This is a genomic window from Dokdonia sp. 4H-3-7-5 (assembly GCF_000212355.1).
Lineage (GTDB): Bacteria > Bacteroidota > Bacteroidia > Flavobacteriales > Flavobacteriaceae > Dokdonia.
On record NC_015496.1, the window covers coordinates 596,895 to 622,669 of the forward strand.

Below are 25,775 nucleotides of genomic sequence, written 5' to 3' on the forward strand. Positions count from 1 at the left end.
TGGAGATGTCCGCAAGAAACAACTAAAAAATTAACACACAATCAGATAACACCTCATCTATTAATCGTAATATTGCAATCAACAATTAAGTCAATCATGGGATTAGCAAAAACTGAGATGTTTACAGATGAGCAAAATGAGATTTCTCTTTTTGCCAAAGCTTTTGGTCATCCAGCTAGGGTATCCATACTACAGCATTTATTTAAAATAGATTCTTGTGTATGCGGAGACCTTGTTGCCGAAATAGGACTTGCGCAACCTACCATCTCACAACACTTAAAGGAACTCAAACATTTAGGTCTCATTAAGGGAAATGTAGAAGGTACAAGTGTGTGCTACTGTATCGACAAAGAAAACTGGACCGCCATGAAAAATGTAATGGCAGCTTTTCTTGACCAAGACCTTACGAGTAGCGGAGAGTGCTGCTAAAAAAAAATTACTCTTATTAATCGTATTATCGCAATAAACAAATAGCATTATGAAACTATCACAAATTAAAACAGCTTTACAAGAGTTAAAAACAATTTCTTTCCAGTTGCCAGATGGCTCTTTAGTTCCTAATCACTTTCACGTGACAGAAGTGGGAAAAGTCACTAAGAATTTTATTGACTGCGGAGGTACGGTACGTTATGAGAAGGTGGCAAATTTCCAACTTTGGAATGCAGATGATTATGATCACAGACTTCACCCAGAAAAGTTATTAGATATCATCCAACTTTCTGAAAAGATCCTACATATGGGAGATCTTGAGATTGAGGTAGAGTACCAAGCAGAAACGATAGGGAAATTTGGGCTTGACTTTGATGGCACTTCTTTTTTACTAACTAGCAAGCAAACAGATTGCCTTGCAAAAGATAACTGCGGTATTCCTGAGGAAAAGACCAAGCTACAATTTGCTGATATACCAGCAGGAAGTTCTTGCGAACCAGGTAGCGGATGTTGCTAATTAAATTCATATAAATATTTCCATCATGGCTATAAATAGAGCGGCACTATTTCCAGAAATAGTAACAACAATAGAAGGATTATCAACAACCTCGATATCTGAGGAACGTAAAGCAGCTTTGCAACCACTAGCAGATTATATTCAGGCTAAGACTTCTAACAAAGAAGCCATTAGATTAAATTTTATATGTACCCACAACTCACGTAGAAGTCATCTATCACAAGTGTGGGCGCAGGCAATGGCAAGCTACTTTCATATAACAAATGTTTCCTGCTATTCTGGAGGCACAGAAGCCACAGCACTTTTCCCTATGGCAGCACAAACACTTGTGGGTGCCGGTTTTCAAATAGCTGTTATATCACCATCTGATAACCCAGTGTACAGCATCAAATATGGAAGCAATGAGCAACCAGTAATCGGATTTTCAAAAACAATGGATCATGATTTTAACCCTAGTAGTAAGTTTGGAGCAATCATGACTTGCTCCCAAGCAGATGAAGGTTGTCCTTTTGTACCAGGTGCAGAAAAACGTTTTCCTATTACTTATGATGACCCAAAAGCGTTTGATAATACTCCGCAACAAGCAGAAAAATACCAAGAACGAAGCCTACAAATCGCAACCGAATTACTATTTGTATTCGCTCAAATAAAAGCATAACATGGCACCAAAGAAATTAAATTTTTTAGACAGAAATCTTACGTTATGGATTTTTGTGGCGATGGCTGTGGGCGTTGGCTTGGGGTATTTTATTCCATCTTTTCCAGATGTCATAAACTCATTTAATAGCGGGACTACAAATATCCCCATTGCGATAGGATTAATATTAATGATGTATCCGCCGCTTGCCAAAGTGAATTATGCCTTGTTACCAAAGGTGTTTAAAAACACTAAGATATTGTCTATTTCGCTATTACTTAACTGGATTGTAGGTCCAATATTGATGTTTGTGCTAGCGATTACATTCCTGAGAGACTATCCTGAATATATGGTAGGGCTTATTTTAATAGGTCTTGCAAGATGCATCGCGATGGTATTAGTATGGAATGACCTCGCCGAAGGAAGTAGCGAGTATGGTGCGGGACTTGTCGCTCTTAACAGCGTGTTCCAAGTATTTGCATATAGTTTTTATGCTTGGCTTTTTATAACGGTGCTTCCACCCTATTTTGGTTTTGAAGGTGCAATCATAGATATCTCTATTGCAACCATAGCAGAGAGTGTAGCCATTTATTTAGGGCTACCCTTTTTATTAGGTATCGCAAGCCGACTTATCTTAGTTAAACTAAAAGGAGAACATTGGTACACAAATACCTTTATTCCTACCATATCACCATTGACCTTAATTGCATTGCTTTTTACCATCATTGTGATGTTCTCACTTAAAGGCGAACTCATTGTTCAAATACCGATGGATGTTGTTATTATCGCTATTCCAATGCTCATATACTTCACATTGATGTTTATTATAGGATTCTTTGTGACCAAAGCAACTGGAGCAGATTATGACAAAACAACAGCTGTTGCTTTTACAGCAGCAGGAAATAACTTTGAACTTGCGATTGCCGTAGCAATTGCCGTATTTGGACTTAATTCTGGACAAGCATTTACGGGCGTTATTGGTCCGCTAGTAGAGGTGCCTGCATTGATACTACTGGTGCGTGTATCTTTCTGGTTACGTAAAAAGTATTATAAGAAAGCGGCGATGTAGTGCAAACCTATTAATGTTAAGAAGGAGAGGTTTACTTATCATTAAGTAAGCCTCTCTTTTTATTTGAAGTTAATAATAGCGGCTGCAATCTTATACCTCACAAACTCTCTAGCGTTAAGTTATTTTACTTCTTAAAAGCTCCATTGCATCGGATTCAGTTCTTATTTTTGCAAGTTCATTGAGATCCCTTTTGTGCGACACTTAAAAACCCATTTTCATCCTGATATCACCACGCTAGATAATAAAACGATTATACAGCGATTGAGCACTAGAAGTATTACAACACAAGGTAACCGAATCTTGCTCATGTACACAGAGCGATATGAGGATTACAGCCTACCCGGTGGTGGTCTTGATGAAGGAGAAGATATGATTGTTGGAATGATGAGAGAACTCAACGAAGAGACTGGAGCTACGGGAATACAAAACATAAAACCTTTTGGGATTTATGAAGAATATAGACCTTGGTATAAGCCCGATTATGATGTGCAGCACATGATCTCTTATTGTTACACCTGCGACGTTAATGGGGTATTAGGAGATTCCAGCCTTGAAGACTACGAGAAACGAAATGGCATGATAGCAGTATGGATAGACATAAAAAAAGCGATTGCTTTTAACAAACATACTATAGCTACTAGCGACAAACAAGGCATGTCTATCGTAAGAGAAACCTATTTACTCACTCTTATCGCTGCACAACTTAACAACAATAACTACTTACAAAAGACAACATGGAAATAATAGATTGGATACAAGATTGGTTTAAAGGAAATTGCGATGGTGAATGGGAACAAAGAGAGGCTATCCAGATCACAACATCAGATAATCCTGGATGGGAGCTAGAGATAGATGTATCAAATACTTCACTAGCCATGATTACCATTCCGTGGATTCTTAATGAAAATAGTAAAGATGATTGGTACGGTGTGAAAATTGAAAACCAAAGATTCAGTGCTTCAGGAGATGCTGGAAAATTGAAATTTCTTCTAGGTCTCTTTAGAGAAACTGTAGAAAAGATTGAAGGAATGGATGCCTAAGATCTTTTTAATACCAGCCAATTTTAATTAACTATAATATTTTCACATGTATTATGACTACTTGTGCTTTTTATAGTTACGCTTTCGCGAAAGCGTGATTTCAAGTAGCAAAATCAGAAATGATAAGGCTTAGTAAATCGGGAACATTAAATTCCAACTCTAGTATCTATTTACGACATCAAAAAAGTTCTCATAAAACTTATAATCCATATGTAATTCCAATACTTATAGCTTGGTTACCAAAAGAACTGTTGAAGTTTTGAGAAAATAAATTATAAGGAGTAAAGTAATAATTCATCGTTAGGCCCACGTAGCTTTGCTCAAAGGCAAAAACTGTAACTCCCAATCCTGCATTTAAAAATACTGTCTCACTTCCATAATAGTTATCGTTACTATCTTCTGACACATCTTGTTTCTTAGTATCCGTTTGCAAAAAACTAAAACCAGCTCCTACTCGTGCTTCTATAAATGTACGCCTACCTACTTTTTCCACGCGGTTTATAGAGCCTCCTAGATGACCACTTAAAGTATTTACTCGCCCCAACACGAGACTATCACTCGCAATAATAAAAACACGTTCATTAGATTGAGGAAAAAACAAAGTGAGTGATGGGTCTAAACGCCACTTATCATCAAGCTTTATCCCTCCTACAATACCTAAATAAGGACTCGTATTAAATGCTGTCTTAAGATTTGATAAAGGAACATATTTACCTACCGAGAGGCTTATGTGAGCACCTAAACTTCCCGCTTCTGGTAAAGAAGCTTGCGCAATACTTTTACCCATGACAAAGAAAAAAACTACCAATATTGTATATATAATCTTCAGATTACTCATACCTATATATTATTTGATTCTAGAAAAGCTATGTACCGTGTTATATGTCATGCCTGCCCCAAAAATCAACAACAATGCACCTTCTGAAGAATACGCATAATTCACAAGAAGATGACCGTCTTTAGTCAGTCCTATTCGTGTTTTACTAGCCGTACATCCACCCAATATATATGGAATTCCAGTGCACTCTAGGTTTTCCCCTTTAAAGTGAAATAAGCCATTTCCTTTTAATCTACCCACGATTTCTGTAGTGTCCACTGGATTGCCTTCTTTTAAAAGAATTGCCTTTAAGGTCTTATTATTTACTAGTTTTAAGGTAATCGCATAATTAGATAAACTGTCATATTCCTTATCATCTACATCCAGCTGTCTAAAAGCTTTATAATAGCCGCTTTCATAAGGTTCTTGAGCGTAACCCTTACGATTATATCGCTGTAAGATGTCCATATCATAAGTGCCATTTAATGAAGAAATAGATGCTGCATCTATCTTATGCCTTGCCTTATTAATCATTCTTGGAGTGTATGATGCACAACTTATCATCATGGATAATAAAACAATAATGCTTCCCTTTACAAATATTCTCATAGTAGTATGTTTTGATTACTACTGTAAAATTATTGTACTTTTCACATCATTAATGGTGGCTATTACATAATAATCATTATATTTTTGTGAAAATCACAAAATATGCAGGCTAGACTCATTCATCTTATCACTTCGTCACTTCCTACTGGGAGTTCTATAAATGATGCAATTGCAACTGCGCTCGATATAAGTTATGACGCTGCACATAGAAGAACCAGTGGTAAAAGCAAGCTCTCTCTGGAGGAGAGTGTACAACTTGCTTCTTACTTTAATTGCTCGCTAGATGTTCTTAAAGAGGATGGACTTAACAATATTGTTGCTATGAGAAAAACGCAACAAATAAAAACACCGGCAGATTTAGAAGACTATTTTAATACTTCTTCCATTTCTGTGGCTTCTTTAACTAGCTTGAAGGATGTTACTCTTTATTATTCGGCGAAGGATATTCCTATTTTTCATACCCTTGCGGGAAATTTACTCACGCGTTTTAAAATATATGTCTGGCTTCGTTTGCTATCGTCTTCAGAAAAACGCATTTCCTTTGAGGCTTATAAAATTCCATTATCTGTAATTGAAGCTGCAAAAAAACTCGGGAATTTATATACCGGTATCCCCAAGACAGAAATATGGGATACAACTACTTTTAATAGCACACTTAAACAGATATTATTCTATTACCAAGCAGGCATGCTAACACCAGAAACAGCCTCTTCACTATGTAAACATCTATCTGACTTACTCCAAAACATTGCTACAGATGTAAATGACAAAAATGGTGACCTTAGTATCTATCACAACGAACTGTTATTGATGAATAATACAGTATTAATAGACACTCCCCACAAGAAGGCTTTTTACGTTCCCTTTACTTTCTTGAGCTATTTTGAAACTTCTGACGTTCAAACTTGTGATCAAGCGCATGCTTACATTACCGAGCAATTACAACAGAGTAAATTTTTAAATACTGCAGGAGAGCGAGAGCAGCATATATTCTTTAAAAAAATACAAGACAAAATTGATGCGTTAGCGCAATTAATTTCGGCAAGTGATACGCTTGGTTTTGAGTAATTCAAGTTTCATTATTTCCAATCAATAAAATAAAAGCAAAAAAAAACTGCTTCTCGATAGAGAAGCAGTTTTTCACTTTTTCGCGAAAGCGAAACTAGTATTATCCTTTATTCTGATTTTTGAACTTATCAAACTCACCTTGCTTTTCAGCTTTTGGCCAGCTATTGTTATCAGTATCAATATCTGCTGTTTCAAGATCTGGATCTACGGTAATCTTTACGATTTCCTTATCTGATGCGATTGCCTTACTTACTTCTGCATCATTCTTTCTCCATACTTGCGCTGGATAAGTCACTTTTTTCTTAGTTCCATCTGCATACTCATATTCTACGATGATAGGCATTGGGATTCCTCCTGGCTTTTCAAAAACAACTTTGTATAAGAACTTAGGTGTATTGATTTTTGCACGCTCTTCTGGAGTAAAGTTATCCATAAGATACTCTTTAAGAGTTGATGAAGATTCAAGGATATCTCTACCTCTCATATCTTCTGTAAACTCTGGGCTATCCTCATCTACTACATAGATTGCGTCAATAGCGCTAGGATCTGTAACACCGTAACGAGCAAGTAATTCTTTACCAGCTGCAGTTACATTATCTGTAATAAAATATTGCTTTACTTCTTTAAGACCTATATCTACAGCTTCTGTGCTATAAAACCATCCTCTCCAGAACCAATCAAGATCTACTGCAGATGCATCTTCCATAGTACGGAAGAAATCTTCTGGGCTTGGGTGTTTAAACATCCATCTCTGAGCATATGTTTTAAACGCATGATCAAAAAGCTCATGACCCATTACTGTCTCACGAAGTATGTTTAATGCTGTTGCTGGCTTACCATATGCATTTGCACCAAGGTTAAACGCATTTTCTGGATTAGACATGATAGGTGCAATGTATTCTTGATTTCCTTTCATGTATCCTACAATCTTAGATGGCGCTCCACGTCTAGATGGGTATGCGTCATTTCCTTTAATTGCTTCTGGGAAATTCTGTCCAAATTCTTGCTCTGTAAGAAATTGCATAAAGGTATCAAGACCTTCATCCATCCATCCCCACTGGCGCTCATCACTGTTTACAATCATAGGGAAGTAGTTGTGACCTACCTCGTGTATGATTACAGAAATCATCCCAAATTTTGTTCTGTCACTATATGTTCCATCCTCGTTAGGACGTCCATAGTTCCAGCAAATCATAGGGTACTCCATTCCTTGTCCTTTTGCGTGTACTGAGATCGCTTTAGGGTAAGGGTAGTTAAAGGTATATTTTGAGTATGTATCAAGTGTTTGTACAATCGCTTTAGTAGAGTACTCTTCCCATAATGGGTTTCCTTCTGGAGGGTAGATAGAAATTGCCATCACATCACGCTCTGGAAATTTTACTGCCTGTGCATCCATAATATAACGACGAGATGATGTAAATGCAAAATCACGTACGTTTTCTGCTTTAAGCTTCCAAGTTTGTGTTGCTTTTACATTTCCTGCAGCAAGCTTCTCTGCCTCTGCTTGTGTACGGATAATTACGGGCTTGTCGTAAGACTTCTTTGCCTGCTCCCAGCGCTTCATTTCTTCTTTGCTGTAAACGTCTTTTAAGTTTGTGATCTCACCTGTACCGTCAAGTAAGTGATCTTTAGGAACTGTAATATCTACTTCATAATTACCAAAAGGTAATGCAAATTCTCCATTACCCCAGAACTGGTAGTTCTGCCACCCTTCTACATCATTATAAACCGCCATTCTTGGAAAGAACTGAGCGATAATGTAACCTTTGTTACCATCTGCATAAGTTTCATAACCAGATCGAGCACGATCTACTGTGTGCTCAGGAACTAAGTAATTCCATTTGATTGAAAATGTGTAAGTATCTCCAGCCTTAAGTGGTTGTGGCATATCGATACGCATCATTGTCCAGTTAATAGTGTGCTTTAAGTCACGACCATTTGCTTTTACTTCTTGAATTTTAAAACCTCCATCAAAAGGCTCACTTTTCATAAAAGAACCAACAAAAGAACCTGGCTGAGATACAGCTCCTACTCCTTCACCGTTTTTCTCCTTTGCTGGAGAGTCTTTTTCTCTTACGTTCTGATCAAGCTGTACCCATAAGTACTCAAGATCGTCTGGTGAGTTGTTTGTGTAAGTAATAGTTTCAGAACCTTGGATAATCTGTGTGTCATCATTAAGGTTGATAGACATTTTATAGTCTGCAGTATTCTGGTAGTACGCATGACCAGGTGCACCAGAAGCAGTTCTATACTCATTAGGAGTAGACATCTCATTGTAAAGTTGTCTAAACCTGTTTGTGTTTTCGTGTCCCATAGGACGCTCTTGTGTTTGTTCTTCTTGAGCAAAAGCGCTTGTCCCTAGAAGTAAAAATGCCGCGAGCAGCATATACGTGTAACGAATCATAAGTTTGTTGAATTTGTTTTATCGCTTAAAAATAGCCAAACAATAAAGGGCTTAAGGCTTTATTTGGTAAATTTTAACAAGCCTTTAGCATTTGCCGCAGTAAGTAGAAAGCTTTTCTTTTTTCCAGCTATGGTAGTATGAACCATATTTTTCTGATCTGGAAATACATCCATAAGTAATGTACTTTCTATTTCAAATGTATTTATTGACGTGACATCGAGCACTTCTAGATAGCAAACCACGTAATCATCTTCATATTTTTTACCTACAAAACTTACCTCGCGTTGCTCGCCATTTACAGTAATAAGCATCTTTTTTTGAAAATATTTTACGAGATACTTATCAAGCTCTTCTTGATCTGATGCCGCATCTACAACAACATCAGTATCATAACGCTCTTGGATTACCGCTTCTAGATCGTCATAAAACAGTCGAGTAATTATCTGTATTGATTGTGCTTCCTTATTATAATTAAGGTCTGTAACACTTAGATAGTACTTATGTATTGATGCTGCCATAATTAAAGGTGCAACAACTAGAAGTAGAATGATTTTTTTCATAGTGGAGTTAATGGATGTGCTACGCTTTCGCGAAAGCGTACGTATTCGTTGGCAACAAATATGCCACAGCTTAATCTTTTTTCATCAAGGCTTTATATGCAGCAGATTTCTTTATCATAAAATCAAGTAAACCTAAGGCGTTATTTGCGTCTACAAGTTCCTTTGCTTTTGGATCTTCAAAGGTGTAGTACACAAAGTCCTCTATATATTCTTTCTCAATATCAAGCTCGTTCATATAAATACTATCTGAAAATGTGTACCTACTTTCTTGAACTAATTTTTCAAATCGAGAAACTTCTATATGCTTTTTAAGCATTTTTAATCTACCAGTAATAGAATTTATGAGTCCATCTAGAGGTATACCTCCACCACTGGTTACCGCAGTATAATAGCGTCTTTCTTCTACCGTACGCGGTGGTGCCGTATTTTCTGGAATACCTAAATCTGTAGGTGTAATTTTACGCTCATAAGTTGTACTTCCTATGTCTTTTGTAATATCTCCTGTGAGGTCGGTATTACTTATGTTTACCTGATCTAACTCTGTGACTTTCGGGATAAGATATAAGGTGATTTTACCTCGACTATACATCGTCTCATTTACAACAAATTGCCTTGGCTCATATTGCACAGCGCTAATATTGATTGTGTCATTAACATGAGCTTCTATACTAAACTGTCCATTGCTAGAGGTTATAGTACCGCGTCGCATATTGAGGTTTACAATAGTAAGATTTGCCTTATCTATGGTGTCATTAAGAACCTGTCCTTCTAGCATTATGGTATCTTGACTCACAGCAGTAAGCGCACTCATAAATAATAGTGCTAGTAGTAGATATTTATTCATTGTTCTTATCATTTTTAGGTAAAATGCCTTCGGCGGCTTTTAGTTTCAAATATACGGGAGATTTTGTGAGCATAAAGTCTAGCAAACCCAAAGTATAACCTTCATTTACTATTGCCTCTGCTCGCTCATCTTCAAAAACATAATAAACAAAATCTAAAATAAGCTCATCAGGAATATTGAGCGACTTTATATAAATACTGTCATTAAAGCTGTTTCTATTGCTCTCTACCAACGCTCTAAATTTTGAAATCTCGAGCTGCTTTTTGAGCATTTTGGTGCGACCACTTATTGCATTGATAAGCGACCCTAGTGGGCCTGCACCTCCCGTTGCTCCATAAAACCTGCGTTCTTCGGCAGTCATGGTAGGTCTAGCATTTACTGGGATACCTAAGTCCCGAGGATCAATAAAAATATGCAAAGGAACTTCACTCAAATCTTTAGACAAATTACCAGTAAGATTTATATTGCTCACTAAAACCTCGTCAAGTTCATTGACCTTAGGTTCCAGGTAAAAAGAAATTTTCTCTCTACCATAGATTACTGGAGTAACAATAATCTGTCTGCTCTCATATTGCACCGCACTAATATTGAGCGTATCATGAACTCTTACAGGAATTTGAAAAACTCCATTTACATTAGTTATCGTTCCTCTTCTAAGCGAGAGATTGACAATATTAAGTTGGCTTACGCCTATAGTATCGTTAAGAACGGTACCGGTAAGGGTTGTTACTTCTTGACCTAATCCCGAAAAGGCACTAGCAAACACTAGATATAGCAACAGTCTTTTCATTAATTTCTTTTGAGTTGTGCATCTTGTGTTAACAGTAGGTTCTTATATTCCTTTTGCTTAGACAATAAATACTCAAGTGTACTGAGTTTATTTTTTAAATCAACATCTCTTAGCTGCTCGTCATCTTTAAGTACCCAAAAAGTAAAATCATCAATATATTCTTCTGGTATACGTAGCGAACTAGTAAAAACAGCGTCTGCATAATAGTTTCTCAGTTGATCAACCTTTTTTTGATATTCCATAATCTCAACCGCTTTTTTAAGACGTTTAGTCTTTCCAGAAATCTTATTGAGAATTCCATCTAAAGAAACATCTAACCTAAGATTTTGCCTACCCACTTGATCCGCAGGTCTTGATGTTGCTGTATGTAATCGGCGATATTCCACTGCAATTGGAGTTATCTTAGGTCCCAGAGCCTTAGGTCTAACAGCAAGTTTCACTTCCTCTGCATCTTTATTGATATCACCAGATAGTCCATTATTTGATAATTGCACCGTTTCTAGTTCGCTCACGTCAGGAGTCATAAACACTTCAATTAATCCACTATCATATATTTTTTGAGTAACCGTAAGTTGTTCTGTTTTAAACTGCAACGCTTTAATCATAAGTGTATCTCCCTCACTCACCACAATTTCAAATGTGCCATTAGCACTAGTGATGGTTGCTTTTTTTGTTGTAACATTAGCTACTGTCACTTGTCCTACGTCATTGTTTACATTGAGCAGTCTCCCATTAATTTTACGAGATTCTTGACCATTTAAAACAGTACTGCACATCAACATTAAAGTAAAAAGGAATCTCATTTACAACACTTTAGTTCTTTCAAAGAAAACTGTAACTACCCCAAAAAACAATCAATACAGCTCTAAAATTTTGTTAATTGGCAATCACATGATTACTAGTTTGTATTTTTACCCAAAGCTTTACAATGTCTAAAAACCTTATCATAGCGAGCACCTCCACTATTCATAGCAGTGCTTATCTAGAATACTTACTCCCTACCCTTGAAAAACTATATATTGGTGTCGATGAGATACTATTTATCCCATACGCACGACCAGGAGGTATCACTCATGATGCTTATACAGCAATCGCTCAGCAAGCATTTTCAAAAATTAATAAGAAGATAATAGGTATTCATACTTATAAAGACGCTGCAGAAGCTGTAAAGGTTGCCCAAGGGATTTTTACAGGTGGCGGGAATACATTCGTATTAGTAAACCAGCTATATAAAAACGGGGTCATGCAACCACTCAGAGAGGTATTACTTAATGGCACTCCATATTTGGGAACAAGTGCTGGCAGTAACATCTGCGGTCTTACCATGCAAACTACAAATGATATGCCCATAAGTTACCCACCTAGCTTTAAAACATTAGGAATGGTTCCTTTTAATATCAATCCGCATTATTTAGATCCAGACACAAACTCTACCCACATGGGAGAGACTAGAGAAACTAGAATAAAAGAATACCACGCTTATAATACAGTACCCGTAATAGGAATAAGAGAAGGAAGCTGGATTCGAGTAGATGGAAAAAAAATTACTTTAGAAGGAACTCTTTCGGCAAGAGTATTTGAACAAGATAAAACTCCTTACGAAATAAGTACAAATACACTTCTCACATTATAACGATTACGCTTTCGCGAAAACCTCTTTTACCAACTACAAATCCCTATACATTTAAATCTCGTATATACGATTGTAAGGGACTTAATTCAAATAAAAAAGGCTCTACATAACTGTAGAGCCTTTTTTTTTGTAGAGCGGGAGACCAGGTTCGAACTGGCGACATTCAGCTTGGAAGGCTGACGCTCTACCAACTGAGCTACTCCCGCATTTATTGAAGTTAAACTTCAAAAGGTATTAACATCAATTATGTTTGATATTAAAGCGATGCAAAAATAGTTTTTTTTTGAATATCTACAAGAAAAATATAAATAATATTTACTAATCAACATTTTTTTAAAAATTGCATTTCAACGACACAACAGCACTCTTCATCTAAAATAATCTGATTCCCAGTATGCATAATCTACCTTAGCAATCAAACATAAAAAAAAGTTTATTTTAGAACTAGTTAGACAGCGCTTACATAAATATTTTTAACAAAAATAACAGATCAACGCACCCCAACTGAAAATATAATTACCCTATTTAATTACACCTCAAATGAAAAAATTACTAATCCTTTCAAGCTTTTTACTATTATCTATATCTGCACTTGGTCAGGTAAAGATAGGTGACAATCCAAATACAATTGATGGCTCTTCTTTGTTAGAACTTGAGAGCACCAGCAGAGTACTTGTTGCCACTAGAGTAAGCACAAGTCAAATGAACGCAATTATTCCACTTCCTGGAGGTTTAGTATTCAATACTGATGAAAATTGTTTTTTTCAATACACAGGATCAAACTGGCAAAGCTTGTGCCAGATAGCTTCAATGATAGTTAATAACAATGATGGCACATATACTTATACAGATGCTAATGGAAACTCTCAAATAATTGACACCCAAGCTTCTTCAAATCCTTATGACAATTCAAATTCTGGACTTGTAGGAACAAACGTACAAGATGCTATAGATGAGGTTAATAGAGCATTAGAAAACGTTGCAATTGTAAACAATGGGGACGGAACATACGTTTTTACAGACGCAACAGGAATATCAACTACAATTACAGATACTTCTATCTCTACTCTTGTAGATAATGGAGATGGAACATACACCTACACTGATGAAACAGGAGCGACACAAGTAATCGACACTACTGCATCTGGTAATACTTTTGAGAGTAACGGAACGAGCCTTTCTTCTGACACAGTACAAGAAGCAATCGAAGAAATAAATGAAGCAACCGAGACCATAGCACTTGTAGATAATGGAGACGGAACATATAACTTTACAGACTCAAGCGGAACAACTACGACTATTACAGATACCTCTATCTCTACACTTGTTAACAACGCAGACGGAACATATACTTATACAGACGAAACTGGAGCAACACAAATAATAGACACAAACGCTTTTACTAATCCGTACAATAACATAACCTCAGGGTTAGAAGCAACGAATGTTCAGGATGCTATCGATGAAATCACAGGAGCTTTAAATGCTGTAAACGTAACTTTAGTTGACAACGGAGATGGAACTTATACTTTTACGGACGTATTTGGTAACGAAACTACGATTGCTGATACATCTGTATCAACGCTCATAGACAACGCCGACGGAACATACACGTATACTGATGAAACTGGAGCAACACAAGTAATAGATACAAACGCTTCAGCAAATCCATATGACAATGCAACTTCAGGATTAGTTGCTACAAACGTGCAAGATGCCATTGATGAAATAAACGCAGCAACGGGAACAGTAGCACTAGTAGATAACGGTGATGGAACTTATGATTTCACAGACGCAAGCGGAACAACGACTACCATTGCAGATACCTCTATCTCTACACTAGTTGACAACGCAGACGGAACATATACGTATACAGACGAGACCGGAGCAACGCAAGTAATCAACACAAACGCTTCTGCAAATCCATATGACAATGCAACTTCAGGATTAGTTGCTACAAACGTGCAAGATGCCATTGACGAAATCAACGCAGCAGCTGGAACAGTAGCACTAGTAGATAACGGTGATGGAACTTATGATTTCACAGACGCAAGCGGAACAACGACTACCATTGCAGATACCTCTATCTCTACACTAGTTGACAACGCAGACGGAACTTATACGTATACTGATGAAACTGGAGCAACACAAGTAATCGACACAAACGCTTCAGCAAATCCATATGACAATGCAACTTCAGGATTAGTTGCTACAAACGTGCAAGATGCAATTGACGAAATAAACGCAGCAGCTGGAACAGTAGCACTAGTAGATAACGGTGATGGAACCTACGACTTTACAGATGCAAGCGGAACAACAACTACTATTGCAGATACCTCTATCTCTACACTAGTTGACAACACAGATGGAACATATACGTATACAGATGAGACGGGAGCAACGCAAGTAATGGACACTAACGCTTCAGCAAATCCGTATGACAATGCAACTTCAGGATTAGTTGCTACAAACGTGCAAGATGCAATTGATGAAATTAATGCAGCAGCAGGAACAGTAGCATTAGTAGATAATGGCGATGGAACATACGACTTCACAGACGCAAGCGGGACAACAACGACTATTGCAGATACTTCTGTATCAACGCTTGTTGATAATGGTAATGGAACCTATGGTTATACCGATGAAACTGGAATAACTACAGTAATTGACACCAACGGCTTTAATATCACAAATACTGTAGCAGGTAATACTATTGCAACCGTAACAGACGCTGCTGGCACTGCAACAGATATTAATGAAACGGTCACTACTATATCAGATGCAGCAGACGGTAACGTAACCTTCACCAACGAGGCTGGAGCAACAATCACAGTAGCTAAAGCAGACATCACAGATAACGCAGACGGAACATATACGTTCACAAACAATGATGGGTCTGATGTAATTATTGACACTAACGGTGTAGCTATCACAGATGTTATTGCAGGTAACCTTATCGCAACAGTAACTAACGCTGATGGAACAGCAGTTGAAATTGATGAAACAATCACAGATGTTACAGACTTGAATGCAGCGGCAGTTACAAATACCATTGCTACCTATAATTCAGAAGACGCTACAGCATTTACAATCGCAGAAACGGTTACCACTATCTCAGATGCAGCAGACGGAAACGTAACCTTCACCAACGAGGCTGGAGCAACAATCACAGTAGCTAAAGCAGACATCACAGATAACGCAGACGGAACCTACACATTCACAAACAATGATGGGTCTGATGTAATTATTGACACTAACGGTGTAGCTATTACAGATGTTATTGCAGGTAACCTTATCGCAACAGTAACAAATGCAGATGGAACAGCAGTTGAAATTGATGAAACAATCACAGACGTAACAGACTTAAACGCAGCGGCAGTTACAAACACCATTGCTACCTATAACTCAGAAGACGCTACAGCTTTTACAATTGCAGAAACAGTTACAACAATCTCAGATGAAACTGACGGAAATGTAACCTTTACCAATGAAGCAGGTGCAACAATTACCGTAGCTAAAGCAGACATCACAGATAACGCAGACGGAACATACACATTCACAAACAATGATGGGTCTGATGTAATTATTGACACTAACGGTGTAGCTATTACAGATGTTATTGCAGGTAACCTGATCGCAACAGTAACAAACGCAGATGGAACAGCAGTTGAAATTGATGAAACTATTACAACCGCTACGCAAAACGTAGTAGATGCTGATGGTAATGCAATCGCAGTATACAACAACGAAAATGGAGATGCAGTAAACATCAATGAAACCATTACAACCGCTACGCAAAATGTAGTAGATGCTGATGGAAATGCAATCGCAGTCTACAACAACGAAAATGGAGATGCAGTAAACATTAATGAAACCATCACTACAGCTACGCAAAACGTAGTAGATGCTGATGGTAATGCAATCGCTGTCTACAACAACGAAAATGGAGATGCAGTAAACATCAATGAAACCATCACTACCGCTACTCAAAATGTATTAGATGCTGATGGGAATGCAATCGCTGTATACAACAACGAAAATGGAGATGCAGTAAACATTAATGAGACAATCACAACCGCTACGCAAAATGTATTAGATGCAGATGGAAATGCAATCGCTGTCTACAACAACGAAAATGGAGACGCTGTAAACATTAATGAAACCATCACAACCGCTACGCAAAACGTAGTAGATGCTGATGGAAATGCAATCGCTGTCTACAACAACGAAAATGGAGATGCTGTAAACATTAATGAAACCATCACTACAGCTACGCAAAATGTAGTAGATGCGGATGGTAATGCAATCGCTGTCTACAACAACGAAAATGGAGACGCAGTAAACATTAATGAAACCATCACTACAGCTACTCAAAATGTAGTAGATGCTGATGGGAATGCAATCGCAGTATACAACAACGAAAATGGAGATGCAGTAAACATTAATGAAACCATCACTACAGCTACTCAAAATGTATTAGATGCTGATGGAAATGCAATCGCAGTATACAACAACGAAAATGGAGATGCAGTAAATATTAATGAAACCATTACAACTGCTACGCAAAATGTATTAGATGCGGATGGAAATGCAATCGCTGTCTACAACAACGAAAATGGAGACGCTGTAAACATTAATGAAACCATCACTACAGCTACGCAAAACGTAGTAGATGCTGATGGTAATGCAATCGCTGTCTACAACAACGAAAATGGAGATGCAGTAAACATTAATGAAACCATCACTACAGCTACTCAAAATGTAGTAGATGCTGATGGAAATGCAATCGCAGTATACAACAACGAAAATGGAGATGCAGTAAATATTAATGAAACCATTACAACTGCTACGCAAAATGTATTAGATGCGGATGGAAATGCAATCGCTGTCTACAACAACGAAAATGGAGACGCTGTAAACATTAATGAAACCATCACTACAGCTACTCAAAACGTAGTAGATGCTGATGGTAATGCAATCGCTGTCTACAACAACGAAAATGGAGATGCAGTAAACATTAATGAAACTATCACTACCGCTACGCAAAATGTATTAGATGCTGATGGGAATGCAATCGCAGTATACAATAATGAAAACGGAGATGCAGTAAACATTAATGAAACCATTACAACCGCTACTCAAAATGTAGTAGATGCAGATGGGAATGCAATCGCAGTATACAACAACGAAAATGGAGATGCAGTAAACATCAATGAAACCATTACAACCGCTACTCAAAATGTATTAGATGCTGATGGTAATGCAATCGCTGTCTACAACAATGAAAATGGAGATGCAGTAAACATTAATGAAACTATCACTACAGCTACTCAAAATGTATTAGATGCAGATGGTAATGCAATCGCTGTCTACAACAATGAAAACGGAGATGCAGTAAACATTAATGAAACCATTACAACCGCTACTCAAAATGTATTAGATGCAGATGGTAATGCAATCGCAGTATACAACAATGAAAACGGAGATGCAGTAAATATTAATGAAACCATCACTACCGCTACTCAAAACGTAGTAGATGCGGATGGGAATGCAATCGCTGTCTACAACAACGAAAATGGAGATGCAGTAAACATTAATGAGACAATCACTACAGCTACGCAAAATGTAGTAGATGCGGATGGAAATGCAATCGCAGTATACAACAACGAAAATGGAGATGCTGTAAACATTAATGAAACCATCACTACAGCTACTCAAAATGTATTAGATGCAGATGGTAATGCAATCGCTGTCTACAACAATGAAAACGGAGATGCAGTAAACATTAATGAGACCATTACAACCGCTACGCAAAATGTATTAGATGCGGATGGTAATGCAATCGCTGTCTACAACAACGAAAACGGAGATGCAGTAAACATTAATGAAACAATTACAACTGCTACTCAAAATGTAGTAGATGCGGATGGTAATGCAATCGCTGTCTACAACAACGAAAATGGAGACGCTGTAAACATTAATGAAACCATCACTACCGCTACTCAAAACGTAGTAGATGCTGATGGTAATGCAATCGCTGTCTACAACAACGAAAATGGAGATGCAGTAAACATCAATGAAACCATTACAACCGCTACGCAAAATGTAGTAGATGCTGATGGAAATGCAATCGCAGTCTACAACAACGAAAATGGAGATGCAGTAAACATTAATGAAACCATCACTACAGCTACGCAAAACGTAGTAGATGCTGATGGTAATGCAATCGCTGTCTACAACAACGAAAATGGAGATGCAGTAAACATCAATGAAACCATCACTACCGCTACTCAAAATGTATTAGATGCTGATGGGAATGCAATCGCTGTATACAACAACGAAAATGGAGATGCAGTAAACATTAATGAGACAATCACAACCGCTACGCAAAATGTATTAGATGCGGATGGGAATGCAATCGCTGTCTACAACAACGAAAATGGAGACGCTGTAAACATTAATGAAACCATCACAACCGCTACGCAAAACGTAGTAGATGCTGATGGAAATGCAATCGCTGTCTACAACAACGAAAACGGAGATGCAGTAAACATTAATGAGACAATCACAACAGCTACGCAAAATGTAGTAGATGCGGATGGTAATGCAATCGCTGTCTACAACAACGAAAATGGAGACGCTGTAAACATTAATGAAACCATCACTACAGCTACTCAAAATGTAGTAGATGCTGATGGGAATGCAATCGCAGTATACAACAACGAAAATGGAGATGCAGTAAACATTAATGAAACCATCACTACAGCTACGCAAAATGTATTAGATGCTGATGGAAATGCAATCGCAGTATACAACAACGAAAATGGAGATGCAGTAAATATTAATGAAACCATCACTACAGCTACGCAAAATGTATTAGATGCGGATGGAAATGCAATCGCTGTCTACAACAATGAAAACGGAGATGCAGTAAATATTAATGAAACCATCACTACAGCTACTCAAAACGTAGTAGATGCTGATGGTAATGCAATCGCTGTCTACAACAACGAAAATGGAGATGCAGTAAACATTAATGAAACTATCACTACCGCTACGCAAAATGTATTAGATGCTGATGGGAATGCAATCGCAGTATACAATAATGAAAACGGAGATGCAGTAAACATTAATGAAACCATTACAACCGCTACTCAAAATGTATCAGATGCAGATGGTAATGCAATCGCAGTATACAACAACGAAAATGGAGATGCAGTAAACATCAATGAAACCATTACAACCGCTACTCAAAATGTATTAGATGCAGATGGTAATGCAATCGCTGTCTACAACAATGAAAACGGAGATGCAGTAAATATTAATGAAACCATCACTACAGCTACTCAAAACGTAGTAGATGCTGATGGTAATGCAATCGCTGTCTACAACAACGAAAATGGAGATGCTGTAAACATTAATGAAACCATTACAACCGCTACTCAAAATGTATTAGATGCAGATGGTAATGCAATCGCTGTCTACAACAATGAAAACGGAGATGCAGTAAACATTAATGAAACCATTACAACCGCTACTCAAAACGTAGTAGATGCTGATGGTAATGCAATTGCTGTTTACAACAATGAAAACGGAGATGCAGTAAACATTAATGAAACCATTACAACCGCTACTCAAAATGTATCAGATGCAGATGGTAATGCAATCGCAGTATACAATAATGAAAACGGAGATGCAGTAAACATCAATGAAACCATCACTACCGCTACTCAAAATGTATTAGATGCTGATGGGAATGTAATCGCAGTATACAACAACGAAAATGGAGATGCAGTAAACATTAATGAGACAATCACTACAGCTACGCAAAATGTAGTAGATGCGGATGGTAATGCAATCGCAGTATACAACAACGAAAATGGAGATGCAGTAAACATTAATGAAACCATCACTACAGCTACTCAAAATGTATTAGATGCGGATGGTAATGCAATCGCTGTCTACAACAATGAAAACGGAGATGCAGTAAACATTAATGAGACCATTACAACCGCTACGCAAAATGTATTAGATGCGGATGGTAATGCAATCGCTGTCTACAACAACGAAAACGGAGATGCAGTAAACATTAATGAAACCATCACTACAGCTACTCAAAATGTATTAGATGCGGATGGTAATGCAATCGCTGTCTACAACAATGAAAACGGAGATGCAGTAAACATTAATGAGACCATTACAACCGCTACGCAAAATGTATTAGATGCGGATGGTAATGCAATCGCTGTCTACAACAACGAAAACGGAGATGCAGTAAACATTAATGAAACAATTACAACTGCTACTCAAAATGTAGTAGATGCGGATGGTAATGCAATCGCTGTCTACAACAACGAAAATGGAGACGCTGTAAACATTAATGAAACCATCACTACAGCTACGCAAAACGTAGTAGATGCTGATGGTAATGCAATCGCTGTCTACAACAATGAAAACGGAGATGCAGTAAATATTAATGAAACCATCACTACAGCTACGCAAAACGTAGTAGATGCTGATGGTAATGCAATCGCAGTATACAACAACGAAAATGGAGATGCAGTAAACATCAATGAAACCATTACAACCGCTACTCAAAATGTATTAGATGCGGATGGTAATGCAATCGCTGTCTACAACAACGAAAATGGAGATGCAGTAAACATTAATGAAACTATCACTACAGCTACTCAAAATATATTAGATGCTGATGGTAATGCAATTGCTGTTTACAACAATGAAAATGGAGATGCAGTAAATATCAACGAGACCATTACTACTGCTACACAGAATGTATTAGATGCGGATGGAAATGCTATCGCTGTCTACAACAACGAAAATGGAGACGCTGTAAACATTAATGAATCAGTAACCACATTTACACAAAATGATACTCCTACAGCAACAGCCCCGACTGCAACTGGAGAAATTACTTATACTGATGAAGCCGGTAATCCTTTTACCGCTCAGATTGTAAGTGCAGATGCAAATAATGCTCTTTCAGTAGGAACAGACGGCGGTGCATATTTAGCTGTTGCGCCAACTATATACGCTACTGGTAAAGTTGCCCCAGCTGGTGGAGGCGCAATCTTTAACGCTACAGCAGTAAAGGTTACTACAAACAACACTAGTGGAGGAAATACAAATGGAGATTATAGAATAACATTCACAACACCACTACCAAGTGCTAATTATGTGATTCAACTTACGGTCCTAGATCGCAACGGTGCTGGTAATGACGATCCTGATTCAAGCTATTACAATCAAACAGCTGATGGATTTACTGTTAACATTGGAGACAATGATAATGGCGGAACTGATAGAGCAGATTTTGACTCAGAATTTATGTTTACTGTAATTACCATCCCTGGATTTTAAAACAACACAATGAAAAAGTTTTTATTTATTATTCTATTATGTAGCTACGCTTTCGCGAAAGCGCAAACCACAGACCCTGCCCTATTAGTAAACATCCAAAAGGCATCTCAAGCAGAAATTGATGCTTTTAACATAGCTAATCTAGAAATAGGTATGCTAGTATACAATACAGATGTAAATAGAATATTTGAATATACAACATCAGGATTTTTAGTAATACTAACAGATGCCGATGTATCAGAAACAGTAACCACTTTTGTAGATAATGGAAATGGTACGGCTACGTATACAAACGAAAACAACACTGCTGTCACCGTAGGCATTGTAGGTCCACAAGGACCAGCAGGGGCAGACGGAGCAACAGGTGCAACTGGACCGCAAGGACCAGCAGGTGCAGACGGAGCAACAGGCGCAACTGGACCACAAGGACCAGCAGGGGCAGATGGAGCAACAGGCGCAACTGGACCGCAAGGACCGGCAGGTGCAGATGGAGCAACAGGCGCAACTGGACCGCAAGGACCAGCAGGTGCAGACGGAGCAACTGGAGCAACTGGAGCGATTGGACCGCAAGGACCAGCAGGCGCAGACGGAGCAACAGGCGCAACTGGGCCACAGGGACCAATAGGTCCAAAAGGAACTGACGGTGCGACTGGCGCTACAGGACCGCAAGGACCGGCTGGTGCAGACGGAGCGACAGGTGCCACTGGCCCACAAGGAGATACTGGACCGCAGGGACCTACTGGTGCAACCGGAGCAGATGGCGCAACTGGACCAGCTGGACCTACTGGAGCACAAGGCCCTGTAGGACCTCAAGGACCAGCTGGACCCACAGGCGCTCAAGGAGTAGAAGGACCACAGGGACCCGTAGGACCATCAGGAACATACACCGGATTTTTTATTATAGACAACAGCACATTAAACACCACTGGAACATATAGCCAGAGTATATCAGGTATCCCTTTTGAGCCATCACAAGTTACTTTTAAGGCGCATCCGAATATAGGATCGTTTAACATTAATGATGATAATGCGCTAGGAGCAAATAATACTGGATTGCTTGAAAACACCTTTGGCGCAATGAATGGGTTTGCTCGAGCAGGCAGTCCTATTGCACAGGCGGTTATATTTTCTGGCGGAAGTGGTAGCTCTATTAATAACATATCTAGATATGCAAATAACACGCAATGCATAGGCTTAAGATATACTAACAATAACGGAAGTAATCTAGGTGTTATCTCTGCATCTCTGGCAAGCTTTACTGCTACAGGTTTTAATCTTAATGTAACATACACACTAGGTACGACAGGTTCGGCAGAAGTACAAAATGACATACTAGATGAATCTGTAATTGTTCTATTTACAGCATACGAGTAAAATTACTATGAAACGTAACACCTTATATATAACTATACTTCTTGTTTTTGTTTACGCTTTCGCGAAAGCGCAAACCACAGACCCTGCATATTTAGTTAATGTACAGAAGGCATCACAGTTAGAAATTGACGCATACGATCCGGCAGATCTCGAAATAGGTATGCTAGTATATAATACAGATGAAAATAGGATTTTTGAATATACAAATAATGGGTTTTTAGAACTTCTTACAGAGAAGAATATATACACTGGATGGTTTATCATTTCTGGCGAAGGAGTGGTCACAGTAAGCGACATTCCGTTTACACCATCACAGGTAACCTTCTCGGCTGCAGCAAATGTAGAGAGTCGCGATATTGATTCAGATAACGGTACTGGAAATAATGATAGAGGAATTAATAATTCATACGGAACTATGAATGGCTTTGCAAATGATACTGGCGCCACTCTGGTACAGCAAGTAACATTTGTAGGTGGTCATGGGAACTCCATAAACGATATTTCGCGTTATGCGAGTAGCAGCAATTGCATTGGTGTACGCTATGGAGATCAAAATGGAAGCAGTCTAGGTAAAATAGAAGCAGCATTTGGAGCGTTTACAGCTGATGGATTTACTGTAAATGTAAATTATACAGACGGTGTAATTACAGTAAATAGTACTAATGCGCTAGTTGATATTCAACCTGATGATGTTAATAATGAAGCACTTCTAGTGATTTTTACGGCCTATAAATAAAGTATGAAACAAACATCCCTATATATTACCGCTTGTTTTCTTTTAGCTGTCGCTTTCGCGAAAGCGCAAACGTTAAATCCTCAGTTGCTATTGAAATTGAATGATGGCACAACAGCAGAAATAAACAATACGACTGGCGCTGAAGCCGGTGTTATGGCTTATGACAGTGACCAAAAGGTTGCAAAAATTTATGATGGCACTACATGGCAAGCAATGAGTACACCATCTAGGGGAAGTATAATCCTCAATAGAAATGGAGGGTCTGGAATACTTACCACTGCTAATAACACTTATTTTGACATGCCTATTAATGCATCTCACATACAAGCAAACGAAGGAGGTTTATTTACTGTAATAGGTACTGGAGAGATTGAAGTTGCTCAAGATGGTCTTTACGCAATATCTGCCTCTTTATCTACGAGTAATATGCCCGCAGGAAACACAAAGTATATTTTGGCAGCAAGACGTAATGGGTCACTTATTGGATATTTATCACGTGGTTCTGTATCATTACCTAACCGAGATTATTGGGGGACTTCTGGAACTCTATCATACACACTTAACGCTGGTGATGTTATCAATTTTCAATATGTGATTAATGCCGGAGGATCAAACCTCAACGCAGTATTTAGCAATGCGTCTATAACAAAATTATAATACCATGAAAAATATATTAATTATTGTCTTGATATGCTGTGGATACGCTTTCGCGAAAGCGCAAGAGACCGCACATAATTTTGGTAATATTCAAATTCATCACAATGGGGCTATAGGCTTTCATGGTGATCTTGTGAATGACGGAGATTTTGATAATAATTTAGGTCTAGCGGGTTTTTACAATCAAGAAGAAGAACTATTTATTATAGGAAACAACAAACCCGTCTTCTTTAATATGGAAGTCGATGTTCCAGAAGACCTAAACTTTGAAGTATCTGTAGGCGTTACTAATTTTTTAGATTTTATAAACGGGAGAATCACAACCCCAAGAGAAGACTTAGGAATTAATCTTGATTTTACTGATGATGCAATTTACTTAGGAGAAAGTGATGATAATCATGTGGACGGTTATGTCACAAATCAAGGAAATCTAGAATTTGACTTCCCTATAGGTGATGATTTTAAAATACGCCAACTTACAGTAGTCCCTCTAGACCCTGCTGGTGATGTGTATCAAGCAGCATATTTTTTTGAAGATCCTAATACTCCAAGTACGCTTTCTGGATCTTTTGATAGAGATTCTTTCCAAAATACATTATCTATTATTGATTCCAATGAATATTGGGATTTAAATGGAACACTACCTGTACAAGCAAGACTCACCTGGGATGAGGACACACAGGTACCGGTACTTGCAGATGGCATAGAGTCTCTGAGAGTTGTGGGTTACTCTGAAGTTCTAAATAGATGGGTAGACTTAGGAAATACACAGATTACAGGAAATGAAATTAATGGACAGATAACGTCTGACATCTTTGAGCCAGATGGTTTTGCTGCGCTTACACTTGGTTCTGTCTTAAGAGGGGGAAGCTCTATAAATGTTTATACCTTCTTCTCCCCAAATGGTGATGGCATTAATGAAACTTTTGTTATTGAAGGATTAGCTACTAGTCCAGACAATGAGCTGTTCATTTTTAACAGATGGGGTGTAGAAGTTTTCTCAATGAAAAACTACGACAACTCTTTTGATGGAACGTCACAAGGGAGGGTGACTGTATCTCAGGACGATAAACTGCCAGTAGGCACTTACTACTATGTGCTCAAACTTAAAGATCAGAAAGATCTAGCAGGAGCATTTTACATAAATCGCTAAATATTTCCCAAAAACGAACTTTGTTAGGCTGCTTTACTCTTTATTCATATTTTTAAATAA

Annotated in this window: 20 protein-coding genes and 1 tRNA gene; 13 read left to right on the forward strand and 8 right to left on the reverse strand. The window is 38.0% G+C overall.

From position 1 onward, the window contains the following. The first annotated feature begins 96 nt into the window (after positions 1-96). The 6 genes from KRODI_RS02600 to KRODI_RS02625 all read left to right on the forward strand — a co-directional run bounded on the left by KRODI_RS02600 (position 97) and on the right by KRODI_RS02625 (position 3,692). On the forward strand, positions 97-429 hold the full coding sequence (locus KRODI_RS02600) for an ArsR/SmtB family transcription factor (protein WP_013750017.1): 333 nt from the start codon (positions 97-99) through the stop codon (positions 427-429). A gap of 49 nt (positions 430-478) precedes the next feature. Further along, entirely contained in the window at positions 479-946 is a 468-nt protein-coding gene (locus tag KRODI_RS02605) for a DUF6428 family protein (RefSeq protein WP_013750018.1), read from the forward strand. A gap of 25 nt (positions 947-971) precedes the next feature. After that, entirely contained in the window at positions 972-1,604 is a 633-nt protein-coding gene (locus KRODI_RS02610; protein WP_013750019.1) for a low molecular weight phosphatase family protein, read from the forward strand. 1 nt (position 1,605) lies between these two features. Continuing rightward, complete coding sequence (arsB, locus tag KRODI_RS02615) at positions 1,606-2,652, forward strand: ACR3 family arsenite efflux transporter (RefSeq protein ID WP_013750020.1); 1,047 nt, start codon at positions 1,606-1,608, stop codon at positions 2,650-2,652. A 192-nt stretch (positions 2,653-2,844) separates the two neighbouring features. Further along, positions 2,845-3,396 (forward strand): NUDIX hydrolase, encoded by a 552-nt coding sequence (locus KRODI_RS02620; RefSeq protein WP_013750021.1) that lies wholly within the window; start codon positions 2,845-2,847, stop codon positions 3,394-3,396. Further along, complete coding sequence (locus KRODI_RS02625) at positions 3,387-3,692, forward strand: immunity 53 family protein (protein WP_013750022.1); 306 nt, start codon at positions 3,387-3,389, stop codon at positions 3,690-3,692. The genes KRODI_RS02620 and KRODI_RS02625 overlap by 10 nt, the downstream gene beginning before the upstream one ends. A gap of 199 nt (positions 3,693-3,891) precedes the next feature. On the opposite strand, the gene KRODI_RS02630 is transcribed toward KRODI_RS02625, so the two are convergent. Both KRODI_RS02630 and KRODI_RS02635 read right to left on the reverse strand, forming a co-directional pair. Next, the gene (locus KRODI_RS02630) at positions 3,892-4,530 is read right to left on the reverse strand and encodes a hypothetical protein (protein ID WP_013750023.1); all 639 of its coding nucleotides are present in this window, start codon (positions 4,528-4,530) and stop codon (positions 3,892-3,894) included. Positions 4,531-4,539: 9 nt separating this feature from the next. Next, the gene (locus KRODI_RS02635) at positions 4,540-5,118 is read right to left on the reverse strand and encodes a hypothetical protein (protein WP_013750024.1); all 579 of its coding nucleotides are present in this window, start codon (positions 5,116-5,118) and stop codon (positions 4,540-4,542) included. 102 nt (positions 5,119-5,220) lie between these two features. Here KRODI_RS02635 and KRODI_RS02640 point away from each other — a divergent pair, with 102 nt between their 5' ends. Continuing rightward, on the forward strand, positions 5,221-6,186 hold the full coding sequence (locus tag KRODI_RS02640; protein WP_013750025.1) for a hypothetical protein: 966 nt from the start codon (positions 5,221-5,223) through the stop codon (positions 6,184-6,186). A 100-nt stretch (positions 6,187-6,286) separates the two neighbouring features. Here the strand turns inward: KRODI_RS02640 and KRODI_RS02645 are convergent, their stop codons facing one another. From KRODI_RS02645 to KRODI_RS02665, 5 genes are all read right to left on the reverse strand, one after another. Further along, positions 6,287-8,590: a M1 family metallopeptidase gene (locus tag KRODI_RS02645; RefSeq protein ID WP_013750026.1), complete on the reverse strand. Its 2,304-nt coding sequence runs from the start codon at positions 8,588-8,590 to the stop codon at positions 6,287-6,289. Positions 8,591-8,649: 59 nt separating this feature from the next. Continuing rightward, positions 8,650-9,150, reverse strand: coding sequence for a DUF6702 family protein (locus KRODI_RS02650; RefSeq protein ID WP_013750027.1), 501 nt, complete (start codon positions 9,148-9,150; stop codon positions 8,650-8,652). A 70-nt stretch (positions 9,151-9,220) separates the two neighbouring features. After that, a complete protein-coding gene (locus tag KRODI_RS02655) occupies positions 9,221-9,994 on the reverse strand; it encodes a hypothetical protein (RefSeq protein ID WP_013750028.1) in 774 nt (257 codons plus the stop codon). Continuing rightward, the gene (locus KRODI_RS02660; RefSeq protein WP_013750029.1) at positions 9,987-10,784 is read right to left on the reverse strand and encodes a carboxypeptidase-like regulatory domain-containing protein; all 798 of its coding nucleotides are present in this window, start codon (positions 10,782-10,784) and stop codon (positions 9,987-9,989) included. The genes KRODI_RS02655 and KRODI_RS02660 overlap by 8 nt, the downstream gene beginning before the upstream one ends. Continuing rightward, a complete protein-coding gene (locus KRODI_RS02665; protein WP_013750030.1) occupies positions 10,784-11,587 on the reverse strand; it encodes a hypothetical protein in 804 nt (267 codons plus the stop codon). Before KRODI_RS02665 ends, KRODI_RS02660 begins: the two co-directional genes overlap by 1 nt. A 125-nt stretch (positions 11,588-11,712) precedes the next feature. Between KRODI_RS02665 and pepE the strand changes: the two genes are divergently transcribed. Then, positions 11,713-12,417, forward strand: coding sequence for a dipeptidase PepE (pepE, locus tag KRODI_RS02670; protein WP_013750031.1), 705 nt, complete (start codon positions 11,713-11,715; stop codon positions 12,415-12,417). Positions 12,418-12,550: 133 nt separating this feature from the next. On the opposite strand, the gene KRODI_RS02675 is transcribed toward pepE, so the two are convergent. After that, positions 12,551-12,623, reverse strand: a tRNA-Gly gene (locus KRODI_RS02675). 334 nt (positions 12,624-12,957) lie between these two features. Here KRODI_RS02675 and KRODI_RS02680 point away from each other — a divergent pair. Genes KRODI_RS02680 through KRODI_RS02700 form a run of 5 tightly spaced genes read left to right on the forward strand, consistent with a single transcriptional unit; the run spans position 12,958 to position 25,715 of the window. Then, positions 12,958-21,795: an S-layer family protein gene (locus KRODI_RS02680; RefSeq protein ID WP_013750032.1), complete on the forward strand. Its 8,838-nt coding sequence runs from the start codon at positions 12,958-12,960 to the stop codon at positions 21,793-21,795. 9 nt (positions 21,796-21,804) lie between these two features. Beyond that, entirely contained in the window at positions 21,805-23,169 is a 1,365-nt protein-coding gene (locus tag KRODI_RS15795) for a collagen-like protein (protein WP_013750033.1), read from the forward strand. A gap of 7 nt (positions 23,170-23,176) precedes the next feature. Then, complete coding sequence (locus KRODI_RS02690) at positions 23,177-23,905, forward strand: hypothetical protein (RefSeq protein WP_013750034.1); 729 nt, start codon at positions 23,177-23,179, stop codon at positions 23,903-23,905. Positions 23,906-23,908: 3 nt separating this feature from the next. Beyond that, positions 23,909-24,562 carry a hypothetical protein gene (locus KRODI_RS02695; RefSeq protein ID WP_013750035.1) on the forward strand — a complete coding sequence of 218 codons (654 nt, stop codon included), beginning with the start codon at positions 23,909-23,911 and terminating at the stop codon, positions 24,560-24,562. Between the two features lie 4 nt (positions 24,563-24,566). Beyond that, positions 24,567-25,715 carry a gliding motility-associated C-terminal domain-containing protein gene (locus KRODI_RS02700; protein WP_013750036.1) on the forward strand — a complete coding sequence of 383 codons (1,149 nt, stop codon included), beginning with the start codon at positions 24,567-24,569 and terminating at the stop codon, positions 25,713-25,715. The last annotated feature ends 60 nt before the right edge of the window (positions 25,716-25,775 follow it).